The sequence below is a fragment of the Citrobacter sp. JUb117 genome (assembly GCF_024809055.1).
Lineage (GTDB): Bacteria > Pseudomonadota > Gammaproteobacteria > Enterobacterales > Enterobacteriaceae > Citrobacter > Citrobacter gillenii.
Genome location: NZ_JANUFB010000006.1, coordinates 268,681 through 281,321 on the forward strand (window position 1 = coordinate 268,681; position 12,641 = coordinate 281,321).

At 59.1% G+C, this 12,641-nt stretch carries 14 protein-coding genes; 1 reads left to right on the forward strand and 13 read right to left on the reverse strand.

What is annotated here, in order from left to right; genetic code table 11:
• Positions 1-5: 5 nt before the first annotated feature.
• Positions 6-512, forward strand: a complete 507-nt coding sequence (locus M2374_RS15705) for a phenolic acid decarboxylase (RefSeq protein ID WP_135911256.1) — start codon at positions 6-8, stop codon at positions 510-512.
• Here M2374_RS15705 and acpT read toward each other — a convergent pair.
• The 13 genes from acpT to M2374_RS15770 form a co-directional block, all read right to left on the reverse strand.
• Entirely contained in the window at positions 504-1,094 is a 591-nt protein-coding gene (gene acpT / locus M2374_RS15710) for a 4'-phosphopantetheinyl transferase AcpT (RefSeq protein WP_181688664.1), read from the reverse strand. The genes M2374_RS15705 and acpT overlap by 9 nt on opposite strands.
• 1 nt (position 1,095) lies before the next feature.
• The gene (locus tag M2374_RS15715; RefSeq protein WP_096759197.1) at positions 1,096-2,325 is read right to left on the reverse strand and encodes a beta-ketoacyl-ACP synthase; all 1,230 of its coding nucleotides are present in this window, start codon (positions 2,323-2,325) and stop codon (positions 1,096-1,098) included.
• Positions 2,322-3,053 carry a 3-ketoacyl-ACP reductase FabG2 gene (locus M2374_RS15720; protein ID WP_146718118.1) on the reverse strand — a complete coding sequence of 244 codons (732 nt, stop codon included), beginning with the start codon at positions 3,051-3,053 and terminating at the stop codon, positions 2,322-2,324. The genes M2374_RS15715 and M2374_RS15720 overlap by 4 nt, the downstream gene beginning before the upstream one ends.
• Positions 3,050-3,526, reverse strand: a complete 477-nt coding sequence (locus M2374_RS15725; RefSeq protein WP_181688665.1) for a 3-hydroxy-fatty acyl-ACP dehydratase — start codon at positions 3,524-3,526, stop codon at positions 3,050-3,052. The genes M2374_RS15720 and M2374_RS15725 overlap by 4 nt, the downstream gene beginning before the upstream one ends.
• Positions 3,523-4,692 (reverse strand): beta-ketoacyl-[acyl-carrier-protein] synthase family protein, encoded by a 1,170-nt coding sequence (locus M2374_RS15730; protein WP_181688666.1) that lies wholly within the window; start codon positions 4,690-4,692, stop codon positions 3,523-3,525. Before M2374_RS15730 ends, M2374_RS15725 begins: the two co-directional genes overlap by 4 nt.
• A gap of 1 nt (position 4,693) precedes the next feature.
• A complete protein-coding gene (locus M2374_RS15735; protein ID WP_117342614.1) occupies positions 4,694-5,230 on the reverse strand; it encodes a DUF3261 domain-containing protein in 537 nt (178 codons plus the stop codon).
• A gap of 130 nt (positions 5,231-5,360) precedes the next feature.
• Positions 5,361-7,682 carry an MMPL family transporter gene (locus M2374_RS15740; RefSeq protein ID WP_181688667.1) on the reverse strand — a complete coding sequence of 774 codons (2,322 nt, stop codon included), beginning with the start codon at positions 7,680-7,682 and terminating at the stop codon, positions 5,361-5,363.
• Positions 7,651-8,256: an outer membrane lipoprotein carrier protein LolA gene (locus M2374_RS15745; protein WP_181688668.1), complete on the reverse strand. Its 606-nt coding sequence runs from the start codon at positions 8,254-8,256 to the stop codon at positions 7,651-7,653. Before M2374_RS15745 ends, M2374_RS15740 begins: the two co-directional genes overlap by 32 nt.
• Positions 8,253-8,675, reverse strand: coding sequence for a thioesterase family protein (locus M2374_RS15750; RefSeq protein ID WP_259155266.1), 423 nt, complete (start codon positions 8,673-8,675; stop codon positions 8,253-8,255). The genes M2374_RS15745 and M2374_RS15750 overlap by 4 nt, the downstream gene beginning before the upstream one ends.
• A gap of 2 nt (positions 8,676-8,677) precedes the next feature.
• Positions 8,678-10,369: a glycosyltransferase gene (locus tag M2374_RS15755; protein ID WP_181688670.1), complete on the reverse strand. Its 1,692-nt coding sequence runs from the start codon at positions 10,367-10,369 to the stop codon at positions 8,678-8,680.
• Complete coding sequence (locus M2374_RS15760) at positions 10,360-10,713, reverse strand: beta-hydroxyacyl-ACP dehydratase (RefSeq protein WP_181688671.1); 354 nt, start codon at positions 10,711-10,713, stop codon at positions 10,360-10,362. The genes M2374_RS15755 and M2374_RS15760 overlap by 10 nt, the downstream gene beginning before the upstream one ends.
• Entirely contained in the window at positions 10,700-12,061 is a 1,362-nt protein-coding gene (locus M2374_RS15765) for an AMP-binding protein (RefSeq protein ID WP_181688672.1), read from the reverse strand. Before M2374_RS15765 ends, M2374_RS15760 begins: the two co-directional genes overlap by 14 nt.
• Entirely contained in the window at positions 12,058-12,639 is a 582-nt protein-coding gene (locus M2374_RS15770; protein ID WP_181688673.1) for a hypothetical protein, read from the reverse strand. Before M2374_RS15770 ends, M2374_RS15765 begins: the two co-directional genes overlap by 4 nt.
• Between the last annotated feature and the right edge of the window lie 2 nt (positions 12,640-12,641).

A 12,641-nucleotide genomic window follows, 5' to 3' on the forward strand; every position in this document is an offset into this window, starting at 1 on the left:
CGCATATGAGCGCTTTTGATAAACATGATTTGAGCGGGTTTGTCGGCAAACATCTGGTCTATACCTACGATAATGGCTGGAATTACGAGATCTACGTGAAAAATGACACCACGCTGGATTACCGTATTCACAGCGGTATTGTGGCTAACCGTTGGGTGAAAGATCAGCGGGCGTACATTGTGCGAGTTGGGGAGAGCGTTTATAAAATTTCATGGACCGAACCGACCGGAACCGACGTCAGCTTGATCGTAAATCTGGGTGACAAACTTTTCCACGGCACCATCTTCTTTCCACGCTGGGTGATCAACAATCCGGAGAAAACGGTCTGCTTCCAGAATGACCATATTCCGCTGATGATGTCGTATCGTGATGCGGGCCCGGCGTATCCAACCGAGGTGATTGATGAGTTCGCGACCATTACCTTCGTGCGTGACTGCGGGGCGAATAATGACAGCGTTATTGCCTGTGCTGCCAGCGAATTGCCGGATAACTTCCCGGAAAATTTACGCTAAGGTATCCAGTCTCTGCACGGCGTCGGCAGTCAATGTAAACGGCGTTGGCGTACACACGGCCAGGCTCAGGGTATCGAGCTGGCACTGACTGACAGAGAGTGAGGACGTCAGGGTGGTGCTGTCGACGCTGACAATTTGCCAGGCGCTGCCGCCACGCTGTTTAATGATGGCTTCCTTGCGCGTCCAGATGCGCCAGAATGCGGCCAGTTGTTGGTCCGGATGTTCCGCTTCTACCTCAGCATGTTCCCCCTGGCTGAATACCGTATTTGCCAGCGTTTGCCAGTTATCACGGGGGCGCACGACTTCAATATCGCAGCCGACTTCCCCTTCATCACTGAGCAGCAGGGCGATGTCATCCCCGCTGTGGCTGAGATTAAACCACAGCGGCGTGTCGCCTGAGAATGCCGGTTTTCCTTGCTCACCATAGACAATGTCAGGCAGTGGCGACAAGGCATGGGAAAGCAGCACGCGGCCAGCCAGCCAGCGCGTGCGGCGCGCACCTTGCGGCGCCTGTTCATACAACGCGCGAGGCAGGGCGCCAGCGCTTAAAACAGAAACTTTCCCAACAACGATCCGGTACATATCAGGGCCAACGTTTGATGATAATAGAAGTATTTATGCCGCCAAACGCAAAGTTATTGCTCTGCAGGAACTCACAATCAATCTTGCGGGCTTCACCCATAATGTAATCCAGCGCGCCACAGTTGGCATCAGGCTGGCTTAAATTTAGCGTAGGCGCAAACCAGCCTTCGCGCATCATTTGCAAACTCATCCAGGCTTCCAGCGCCCCACAGGCGCCAAGGGTATGGCCAAAATAACTTTTGAGCGAGGACAGCGGCACATTATCACCGTAAATGGCGGCGGTTGCCTGACTTTCTGCAATATCACCTCGATCGGTCGCCGTGCCGTGGGCTGAAATATAACCGATATCCCGCGCGCGTAAGCCCGCCATTTTCAGCGACTGCTCCATGCAAATCTGCATCGTCTCGCGCTGCGGCTGGGTGATATGCGCCGCATCGCAGTTGGTGGCAAAACCGATAATCTCACCGTAAATTGTCGCGCCGCGCGCTTTGGCGTGCTCAAGCTCTTCCAGAATCAACGTGCCTGCGCCTTCGCCAATTACCAGCCCGTCGCGATGTTCATCAAACGGCGAGGGCGTGGTTTTTGGTTCATCGTTGCGCTGGCTGGTGGCGAACAGGGTATCAAACACCGCCGCTTCCGACGGACACAGCTCTTCCGCGCCGCCTGCGACCATCACCGTTTGGTAGCCGTGACGAATCGCTTCCCATGCGTAGCCAATCGCCTGGCTGCCGGAAGTGCAGGCGCTGGAGGTGGGGATCACTCGCCCACGCAGGCCGAAAAATAGCCCGGTGTTGACGGCGGTAGTGTGCGGCATCATCTGCACGTAGGTGGTGCCGGTAATATTGTTGGTGTGCTTCTCGGTCAGCATGGTGGCGAACTCGCTCACCGGACCGGTGCTGCCGGTTGACGAGCCGTAGGCAATCCCGGTTTCACCGTTGGTCAGCACCGCATCGCCAATCAGCCCGGCCTGCTCCAGCGCCAGTTCGGTCGCGCGGGTGGACATCAGCGACACGCGACCCATGGCGCGAATACGCTTGCGGGTGTAGTGTTCCGGCAGGGTAAAGTCGTCGACAGGCGCGCCAAGCAGCGTATGCAGCCCGTCATAAACCTGCCACTCCGGCATTTTGCGCACCGCGTTTTCATACGCCAGTAGCCTGGCGGAGACATCCTGCCAGTTTTCCCCAAAGGCGGTGACGCCGCCCATCCCTGTAATGACCACGCGACGTGTCATAGCATCCCTCCATTGATAGAAATCACCTGGCGGGTGACGTAACCCGCGATATCCGACATTAAATAGCTGGCAAGCCCGGCCACTTCATCGGCCTGGCCCATCCGTTTCATCGGGATCATCGACATCGCCTCTTTCAGTGCGGCCTCTTCCATTTCGATCATCCCGGTATCAATCAGCCCCGGCGCAATGCAGTTGACGGTAATTTTGCGTTTTGCCAGCTCAATCGCCAGCGCTTTTGTCGCTCCAATAATCCCCGCCTTGGCGGCGCTGTAGTTGACCTGACCGCGATTGCCCATCACGCCGGAAACCGACGATAAGGTAATGATGCGCCCACCCAAGCGGGCGCTAATCATCGGCATCATGCACGGCTGGATAACGTTATAGAAGCTGTCGAGGTTGGTGTGGATCACCGCATCCCAGTCGTTGTCGCTGAGCGCCGGGAAGGCCGCATCGCGGGTAATGCCGGCGTTGCTGACGATGCCGTACCACGCACCGTGCGCGTCGTTATCTTGCTCCAGCACTTCACGGCACTGCTCGCGGTTGGCGACGTCAAAGGCCAGCAGACGCCCCGTGCCGCCAGCAGCGAGGATTGCATCCAACGTCTCCTGGGCACCTTGCGCATCGCGATGATAGTGCACGCCGACCACAAAGCCGTCCGCCGCCAGCTGGCGGGCGATGGCGCGACCAATGCCCTTGCTGGCGCCGGTAACCAAAACTGAACGACTCATGCGGACGCTCCTTGTTGAAATAGGGTGTTAAGTTCTTCCGCTGTCGGCTGGAAGGTGTTGACGCGACCGCTTGCCAGCATCTCTTCACCGGCCTGAATGGCGCATTCAAAGCTGCCAAAACGTGCATCTTGCATCAGTAGTGTGACGCTAATATCCAGCGTCAGGCCACCTGGCAATATTCCCGCCGCGCAGACTAATTCACGTGCGCCGAGCACCATGCCCAGCGAGATACTGGCCTGACCCGCCTGATGACGGTGCCAGCCGGACCAGACGCCAACGGTTTGCGCCATTAGTTCAAGGGCGAACCAACCGGGTAGATTGCCCTCGCCATCGAGAAACGGAGCCAGTACGCCGTCGGGCGATACCATGACGCGGCAGGTGGCGGAGTCGTCTGTCACGCTGACCACTTCTTCAAGCAGTAGCATCGGCGCGTCGTGCGGCAGATAGTCGCCGGGTGCTAAATAGCGGCTCATGAATTTCTCCCTAGCAGGATACTGGCGTTATTGCCGCCAAAGGCAAAGGAGTTTGACAGGATGACCGGGCGCGGTAGCGGCTGCATTTGTTCGATGATCCCACAAGCAGGCAGCGTTTCATCGCGTGGCGAGGAGCCAAAATCCTGCGGCGGCAGCGGCAGGTCGCGCTGTAAAATCAGCATACTGATGGCAGCTTCGGTGATCCCCGCAGCACCCAGCGTGTGTCCGGTCAGATGTTTAGTCGAACTGCACGGGACGCTTTCGCCAAATAGCGTGTTCACTACGTTAGCCTCAATTTTGTCGTTCAGCGGCGTGGCGGTGCCGTGCAGATTGATGTAGCCCACCTGCTCTGGCGTCATCCCCGCGTCGTTAAGCGCCTGCGTAATGGCGCGAATCGCCCCTTCGCCCTGCGGATGCGGGGCCGAAATATGGTACGCATCGCTGGATTCGCCGACGCCCAGCAGCGCAATCGGCTGCGGTTCGCGGGTCAGCAGCATCAGCGCCGCGCCTTCGCCGATGGTAATCCCGCCGCGGTCGCGACCAAATGGCTGGCATAACGTTGGCGAGAGTGATTCCAGGCTATGGAAACCGTTGATTGGCATCCGGCTTAGCGTGTCCGCACCGCCGACAATCGCCACGTCCGCCAGCCCGGATTCAATCAGGCGGCGTCCGCTCATGATCGCGCGGGCGCTGGAGGAGCAGGCGGTAGAGAGTGTAAACGCCGGGCCGTCCAATGCCAGCCAGTGGCTGAGAAAGCGCGACGGGTCGCCCAGCTCCTGCTGCGGGTACTGCCAGGCGCTGCTCGCTTTGCCGTTGAGCGTGAGATCAACATGCACGTCGCCTTCGTCCAGCCCGGAGGTGCTGGTGCCGAGCACCACGGCAACGCGGTCGCGACCAAACTGCGCAATGGCGTCATCTACCTGCGGCTGGATTTGCGCGAGCGCCGCCAGCAGCAGCTGATTATTGCGCGAACGGTGAGCGCTAAATTCATCGGGGATCGTCGGCAGTTCACCGTCAACGCCGGCTAACACCGCATGCGGATGGCCCTGAAGCCAGCCGGTGCGCGGGCGCATACCGGGGGCCACGCCGCGCGTCAGGTTGGCGGCAATCTCATCGAGGTTGTTGCCCAACGCGTTAATCATGCCAACCGCAGAAATGTAGATCATCTCAGTCACCCAGATATTGAATGGTGATGTGGTATTTAAACACGTGCTGTTCGATGCTGATGGGCTCGCGCTTACCTTTGCGGTTCAGGTAGGTGATTTCTGTGACCAGCTTGCCGCGGGCGTTGCGCAGTTCGCGCTTGTCGCCGATATCGGTGAGCGTCCAGCCCTTCGGCAGCTGCGGCTGCCAGGCGCTAATCGGCCAGTGGCTGAGCATCACGTCGGCCAGAACCTGGCTGGCGGGCGGCAGCTGCGGCACCACGATCGACTGTTCGGCATGCAGCCCTTTTTCATCGTAAGTGACGAGGAACAGGCGGATACCGACAGAGGAGAGGCCTGCCAGGGTGAGTTTTTTATCATCGGCGTTAAGCATCACCAGCAGCGACTGGGTTTTGCCGTTAAAGCTGCCGGTGAGGAGCTGCTGGGAACTGACCGCCGGAGAGATCCCCGGCGCGGGTAGCGTCACGCGTGCGCCCGGCTCCAGCCACGCCTGTGGTCGGCCTTCTTGTTCGGGCTGTGAGTGGCTGCAACCGGCCAGCATCAGCGTGGCGACAAGCAGGCCCCGCCGGATGGCGCTGCGCTTATCCGGCCTACAATTGATGTGCTGACGTAGGCCGGATAAGGCAACGCCGCCATCCGGCAAAAGCCCACTCAACCAACGAAATATCAGTTTACTCATCGTCTTTTTTTCTCTTTTTCACTGGCATCGCCAGCGGTGACAGCAGGAAGGCGGTGAAAATGCCGCTCACCAGCACGATACCAAAGCTGCTGATAGCCTGGGTGGCACTGAAAACCAGCATGCCGAGGGTCAGCAGCGTGGTCAGCATCGCCAGCGTAATCGCTAAAAATGAGGTTAACGGTGTGCCGCGCGGATTGCTGAAAAACAGCGTGTAGTTAATGCCGATGCCGAGTACCAGCACCAGCGCCAGCAGCGAGAACAAATTGACTGCATGGCCGCTGAGCGCCAGCACTGCCAGACCGCAGCCCAGCGATAATACCGATGGCACGAGACTGATTAGCCCTTTGCGCCAGCCAAGTCGCACCATCGCGCCGCAGGCAATCACTGCCAGCGCAACCAATAGCAGGCCGGTCAAAATATGGCGATACAGCGCGAACAGTTCGTCGAAGCTGCTTTTACGATCCACCCACGCGACACCGGAGTATTTCGTGCTGAGAGTGCTTAATGCAGCACTGTTTTTCACCCCTTCAACCGGTACCAGCACGCCGCTTTCGCCATTGGCCAGGGTCAGCCACAGCAGCCGCCAGCCTTCGCTGGCCGGGCTGGCAAGCCAGGCATCGATCGTTACCGGCATGGCGTTAAGATCGGGGTTTACCGTCGCCAGCCCGGCGTTGTTCAGGGCTTTGATTACGGCTGGCGCAGCGTTTTTCAGCAGGCTGAGATCCTGTTGCTGGCGGGCGAGTGAATTCAGCGGAATAGTGCGATACCCGCCAAGCCATCCCTCTTTTTTCGCCTGCTCCAGCGCAGCAGTAAAGGCTTCCAGCCGCTCCAGCGTTTGCTGTGCAGATTGGCCGTACACCACAAACCACTTCTGATCGACACTCTGCCCGGTCAGCGCGGTAATCGCTTTTTCCTGTGCCAAAATATCCTGCGGCAGCGCCTGAAGCTGCGAGATATCATCGTCCACGCGCAGTGTGGCAAGACCCGCCAGCGAGAACAGGGCCAGCGCCACCGGCAAGCCGACAGAAAGCTTTTTATTGCGTCGCCAGGCCGCAAGCCAGCGTAGCATCAGTACCATCGCCGGAACCGGGCGCACCGGTAGCCCACGACACAGCCACGGGTGCCAGAAAATCACCGTCAGGCAGGAAGCGCTCAGGCCTACCGCCGCGAATACCGCCATCTGACGAATGCCGGGGAAGGGCGCGAGGATCATAATCAAATACGCCGCCACGGTGGTAAGCAGCGCCAGCAGCAGGGCATTGCGCACTTTGCTGAGGCTTTGCCACGGTGAGGTTTCTGCGCCGTGCACCATCCGCTCGGTCAGATAGTAGAGCGTGTAGTCGGCGGAGATCCCGATGATGCTCATGCTCATCACCAGCGTCATCAGGTGCAGCTCGCCAAAAATCAGCAACGTGATGACGGTGCCTGCCAGCGCGCCAATGCCGATCGAAATCAGACACAGCAGCAGCGGGCGCAGGGAACGGAACACCGCCACAATCAGCAAAATCACCCCAAGCAGGGTGGCGACACCGAGGGTCGAAACATCCCGCTTTGCCTGCTGGCTGGCGTAATCGCTGTAGAACATGGTCCCGCGAGACAACAGCTGCGCCTGCGGATATTGCGCCTTGAGTTCACCTTCCAGCGTATTCAGCGTGGTGACCAGCTGGTGCGTCTGCTGCATATCAAACGACGAACCGGCCAGCTCGCCATGCAGCAGGTACCAGTAGTTGCCCTGTTCATCCTGGGCCACCAGCCAGCCGTCCATCAGCCGCAGGCGCTGGCCGTTTTTGGCCATTGCCAACTGCGAGCCGCGCATCAGCATCAGCGGGTCGTTTTGCAGCTCTTTGCCGCTCACGCCGGAGAAGGCCGAGTAGAGTTGGGAAAGAATCCACTGCGCCTGCGCCTCGCCGCCGTTTTGCAGGCGTGCGCGGGTGTCGCTATCGATCAGGCCGTTGCGGTGCTGCCAGAAGAAAGCGCCCCATGCCTGCTGGCTGTCGGCGTCCATCGGGCCTTTGACCTCAGCCAGCGCCTGCGATTTCTGTAATAGCGACAGCCAGCTGCGGGCAACCTGCGGGTCGGCTTTTTTCCCGGGGCTTACCAGCCAGACCAGTTGCCGGTCAAGGCGCTGCATAAAGCCGTCGTTGAGGCTCGGCGGGATCGCCCCCAACGTCTGCTTGGGCAGCATTGCCAGCACGCTGCTGTTAAGCCGTGCCTGAGGCAACAGCGTCAGCAACACGCCCAATAGGATCAGGCAGGCGATTCCCCACAGCAGCGCGGGACGTTTACTGGGCGGCAAAGCGTTGGCGTTCGTCATCGGTCAGCTGTGCGGGCGTCAGTTGGTGTTGGGAAAGGGCGATATCGGTGCGATCGCCCTGCTTATCGTTCAGTTGAATACTTTCCAGATAGGTTTTTCCGGCTAAATCGATGGTTGCGAAAATCTTATCCAGCGGCGTGGTGATCGGCTTCAGGCGCAGCGTCCAGCGGCCTTCGCCTTTGTCAGCAAACTCCACGCGGAAGTTCTGTTCCAGCACGTTACGATCCGCCTGGAACAGCGCGCGCAGCAGATGGTTGAACTGGAACATCTGCGGGTTGTTCTCAGCGGTGAGGGTTTGCGGCGGCTGGCCGTTGATCACCTGTACCATCCGTTTGTCATCGAGCAGCAGCTGCATCGGGAACGGGGACGTTTGGTCCCACAGCAATCCCTGGTCACGTGCGATCAACATGTTACCCTGCGATCGTAGCGGCTGCGGCAGATCCTTAATGGTGCGGGTTTGATCGAAGTGAGCGCGGACCACCGGCTGTTCGGTAAAGCGCTGTTGCAGATCATCCAGCGTCAGAGCGCTGACCCATGGGCTGATAAGCAGCGCCAGCAGCGGTAAAAATCTCATGGCGTGACCCCCATACGTTCGAACAGGATAGCCGGGCTGACGAAGCACAGTTCGCGGCTGTTCTCTTCTACCGCCACCTGGATGGTATAGCCGGTAGTCGCGCGTTTGCCGGTTTCGGCATCGAAAATTTCGTAACCAATGCGCAGACGGTTTTCGAACTCCTCAAGGCGGGCGCGTACGCGAATGCGCTGCTCAAAGGTCAGCGCGTGGCGGTACTTCACGCGGGTATCGACCACCGGCCACAGATAGCCCGATTCTTTCATCTGCCGATAGCCATAATCGAACTGATTCAGCAGCGCCTCGCGGGCAATTTCGAAATAGCGGAAATAGTTGCCGTGCCACGCCACGCCCATCATATCGACGTCGTGGAACGGAATGGTCAGCTCGACTTCAGCCGTAAAGCGGGGATCGTTAAGCACCCTTACTCCTTGTTTTTGGTATCCGGCAACTGCCAGAAATCGAAAAAGTTAAACCAGTCGAGCGGCGACTGTAGCGCGTAGTGTTCCAGACGTTCGGCGTAGCGATCGATGGCTTGCTGTAATGCGTTTTGCCGGTCGGCGCGCGGCAACAGTAGCGGGTCGGCGAAAGGCTCGCAGTGAATACGCAGTTTCCCCTGCTGGCGCAGGGCGAAAATCAGATCCACCGGGCAGCGTAAAATAGCGGCGAGGATAAACGGACCCTGCGGGAAGGGGGCCGCTTGCCCCATAAAACGGCTCCAGCAGACGCGCCATTCGCCGCCGCGTTGCGGATTGACTGCAATACGATCGCCGACGATGGCAATCCACTCGCCGCGATCCAGCTTCTCTTTAAGCAGGATCGCAGTATCCGGGCCAATATCGGTTACCGGCAGCAGATTCAGCCCGGCCTGCGGGGCCATCTCTTGCATAATTTGCTTAAAGCGCTGGGCATTGTCGCTGAACACCAGCGCGTTGATGGTTTTGCTGCCCTGTAATTGCGCCAGCGCGCGACAGGCTTCAACATCGCCCAGATGCGAGGCCAGCAGTAGCTTGCCGCGCGGTGAGCTAACGTTGAGCGTCTCTTCAGCGCCCGGAGCAAAGACCACATCGCGGCCTAACCGCAGTTCGCCGCGCCAGCTGGCAATTTTATCGAGCATCGCATCGCCAAAACGCAGGAAGTGCTGATAGCTGGTGAGCGATGGCGGCAGCGGCATCTGGCGTGCGGTTAGCTGTTCACGCACGCGAGCAATCCAGCGTTGGGAGGCTTTGCGGGCGGTGGTTGCCGTCAGCCAGTAAACGCCGACCACCGGGTAGAGCAGCAGGGAGAATGCTTTGCGCCCGAGTAATCGCCACACCAGTAGCATCAGGCGCATCCCCCATAATCCCTTTACTTCCTGCTGGCGCGCCCAGTGTGGCGATGCGCGGCGAAAAAGCAGCGACGGGATGCGCGGCAACATGCCAAAAAACAGGCGCGTGTGCATCCGTGAAATGCGCAGGTTGTCTTTGAGGGCATCGAAATGCGATAGCCCGTCCAGCGGATAGGTGACGCGGGTGGGGACAAAATAGCTGGTGTTACCTTGCCAGTAGAGGCGCACCATCACTTCGGTATCAAAATCCATTCGCTTGCCGAGCGTCACGCGCTGCGCCAGCTGTAGCGTCGGTGCTACCGGATAAACCCGAAAGCCGCACATGCTGTCTTTGAGCTGGAGCGAGAGCGTTTCAATCCACACCCAGACGTGGGTCACCCAGCGTCCGTACAGGCGCGAGCGGGGAATTGAGTCGTCATAAATAGGCTGCCCGGAAATCAACGCTGTTGGGTGAAGCTCCGCCAGTGCAAGCAGCTTCGGGATATCTTCAATGGCATGCTGCCCGTCGGCGTCTACCTGCACCGCGTGGCTGAATCCGGCCTCTGCCGCCGCCTGCATGCCGCAGATCGTCGCCGCACCTTTGCCCGAGTTAATCGGCAGGCGAATTAAGGTCAGATTTTTATCTTCTGCTGCCAGGCGGGCCAGTTCATCCCGCGTGGCGTCGTCGCTGCCGTCGTCCACCACAATGCAGGGCAGGCCGAACGGCTGAAGCCGCGCCAGCACGCTGGCCATCATTGCGCCATGGTTGTAGCAGGGGATCAGCACGCAGGGAGAAAACGTTAACGGCATAACCGGATCTTCCCGCTGCTGGCGGTATGGCGCGCTTCGCCGTCGTGGCGCTGGTAGCTGAAGGTCAGTATCTGGCGCTCTTCTTGCCAGTCCAGGGCTAGCGTGACGGTGTTTTCCGGTAACAGCGGAGCCTGAAATTTCACGTTCTGAATGCTGTGAAAGCGCCAGCCGGGGGCGAGCAGCGTGGTGGCGTAGTGCATTACCCAGTCGATCTGTGCCACGCCGGGCAGCAGTGGCTGCACGGTAAAATGTCCGCAGAACCAGAATAGAGAAGGGTCGAGATGCAAAACAATCTCCACCTGCTGAGGTTGTGCCTGATGACGCTCAATTTCATGGGGTTTCATGGAATAACTCCTGTAATTGCGCATAGACACGCTTGTTCATACTGTTCACCGGGATTTCGTCAATCACCCGCCAGTAGCGGGGAACAGCAACCGGCTCCAGCCATGGGCGCAGCGCGCGCCGCCAGCTCAGCTCTTGTGGTTTTCCTCCGCGCTGATACCAGCGTTGACGCGTTTCGTTATCCAGAACCAGCAGGACGCCAACGCCCTGGCGTCCGCCGCGTGAGACAGGCATAGCAGCAACGTCGCAAATGCCGTCCAGTGCCAGCAGACGGCGCTCTACTTCGCTTAGCGAAATACGCTTTTCTTCAATTTTGACCACCCGGCCCCGCCGTCCCATCAGGCGGAACTGACCGTTTTCTGCAAAATGCAGAATATCGTCGAGCAACAGGCCATCATCAGCAGCAATCAGCGGGGAAAATACGCGAAACGCATCATTTTCTGACCGGAATCTGATGTCGGGGAAGGGCTGCCATGCTACATCATCCTGCTGGCGATAACGCCAGGCGAGGATGCCGGTTTCAGTGCTACCGTAGATCTCATCAGGCCAGACGTTTAGCCAGTCTGCTGTCTGCGTGACGTCCTGCCAGGGCAGCATACCGCCCGCTGACAGAACCATCCGGACCGGCGGCGCGGCAAGCTGGTGGTCGAGGCGTTTCAGAAACGCCGGGCTGCTGATAAACACATACTGATGCTCATGGCCCAACGCCGCCAGTTGTTCGGCGTACCAGAGCATTGCCGCGTGTAGCGGCAAGCCCAAGGACATCGGCAGGAAGATACGAAATGTCAGGCCGTACAGATGCTGTGGCAACACTGATGCCACCACCCGACAACCTGTTAAACGGTCGGCAAAGCGCGCGGCGAGCAACGCCGCTTCGTTATCGAGACGCCCGATCGGTTTAACGACCCGCTTCGGCTGGCCGGTAGAGCCGGAGGTGAAGAGTTCCACAAAGGTGTCGCTGCGGATGGGGGGGAACGTCACGTCGTCTGTGGCGGCCGTCATGGCAGACTGGACAACCTGTAGCGGACCCTGCCAGTTCAGCGGTTTATCGCTCAATACGCCGTCAAACAGCGCATGCTGCTCGTTCAATAATGAAACGCGACAATGGCCCGGGATCACCGGCGTTTTGCCAGCATGGAGCGTTGCCAGCAGTGCCACGATAAACAGATAGCTGTCCTCAAAGCACAGTGCCCAGCGTTCACCCTCCTGCTGCTGCAGGTACGTTATCAACAGGGCAACATCGTGGCGTAGATGGCCGAGTGTCCAGGTCGCGTCTTCTAACCACGCAACGGGTACGTCGGATGGACGTGGAGCGCTGAGCCACTCAGAGAGTGGAAGGGGCTGCTTCATGGGTTATCTCGTTTTATCACCTGGCGGCGCACCAGCCACTCTCCTGCCATCAGCGTTCCCATCAGCAGGTAGGAGAGCATGCCATTCCACACCGTCCACAGGGACATATCGCCATACAGCGCGGTACCGAGTGCAATGCTGCCATTGAGGATGAAAAAGGCACACCAGATTTGCGTGACGCGGCGCGTGTAGCGCACACCTGCTGCGGGTAGATTGGGATCGCGCAGCCGTGCCAGGCGTTCGACAACCGGCATGGTAGACCAGAGTGAGCCACCAAAGACTGCCAGCATGACCCCGTTGACCACCACCGGATAAAACAGCAGCAACTGGTGCGTTTTGAGCAGATAGCTGGTAACGCAAAGCGTGATGCCCGCTACCGCCACTATCTGCGTCACGACGCGCAACGGTCCCGCCTGTCGCCGGGTCTGGCGAAAGCGTACAAACAGCAGCAATGCCATCAGCGGTAGCAGCCAGTGCAGGCCGTTATGTGTCAGGCCAAACCAGATTAAAAATGGCCAGGCCAACAGCAGTAAGCCTGTCAGCAGTTGTACGACTGGCAGCGAACGCGCGCCCGACACGA

What these genes read in the sequence shown, in the direction of transcription:
- M2374_RS15740 (WP_181688667.1), bottom strand. Translation starts at nt 7,682, where the DNA reads ATGACGAACGCCAACGCTTTGCCGCCCAGTAAACGTCCCGCGCTGCTG.
- M2374_RS15760 (WP_181688671.1), bottom strand. Translation starts at nt 10,713, where the DNA reads ATGAAACCCCATGAAATTGAGCGTCATCAGGCACAACCTCAGCAGGTG.
- M2374_RS15725 (WP_181688665.1), bottom strand. Translation starts at nt 3,526, where the DNA reads ATGAGCCGCTATTTAGCACCCGGCGACTATCTGCCGCACGACGCGCCG.
- M2374_RS15720 (WP_146718118.1), bottom strand. Translation starts at nt 3,053, where the DNA reads ATGAGTCGTTCAGTTTTGGTTACCGGCGCCAGCAAGGGCATTGGTCGC.
- M2374_RS15745 (WP_181688668.1), bottom strand. Translation starts at nt 8,256, where the DNA reads ATGAGATTTTTACCGCTGCTGGCGCTGCTTATCAGCCCATGGGTCAGC.
- M2374_RS15730 (WP_181688666.1), bottom strand. Translation starts at nt 4,692, where the DNA reads ATGATCTACATTTCTGCGGTTGGCATGATTAACGCGTTGGGCAACAAC.
- M2374_RS15735 (WP_117342614.1), bottom strand. Translation starts at nt 5,230, where the DNA reads ATGCTGGCCGGTTGCAGCCACTCACAGCCCGAACAAGAAGGCCGACCA.
- M2374_RS15755 (WP_181688670.1), bottom strand. Translation starts at nt 10,369, where the DNA reads ATGCCGTTAACGTTTTCTCCCTGCGTGCTGATCCCCTGCTACAACCAT.
- M2374_RS15715 (WP_096759197.1), bottom strand. Translation starts at nt 2,325, where the DNA reads ATGACACGTCGCGTGGTCATTACAGGGATGGGCGGCGTCACCGCCTTT.
- M2374_RS15765 (WP_181688672.1), bottom strand. Translation starts at nt 12,061, where the DNA reads ATGAAGCAGCCCCTTCCACTCTCTGAGTGGCTCAGCGCTCCACGTCCA.
- acpT (WP_181688664.1), bottom strand. Translation starts at nt 1,094, where the DNA reads ATGTACCGGATCGTTGTTGGGAAAGTTTCTGTTTTAAGCGCTGGCGCC.
- M2374_RS15705 (WP_135911256.1), top strand. Translation starts at nt 6, where the DNA reads ATGAGCGCTTTTGATAAACATGATTTGAGCGGGTTTGTCGGCAAACAT.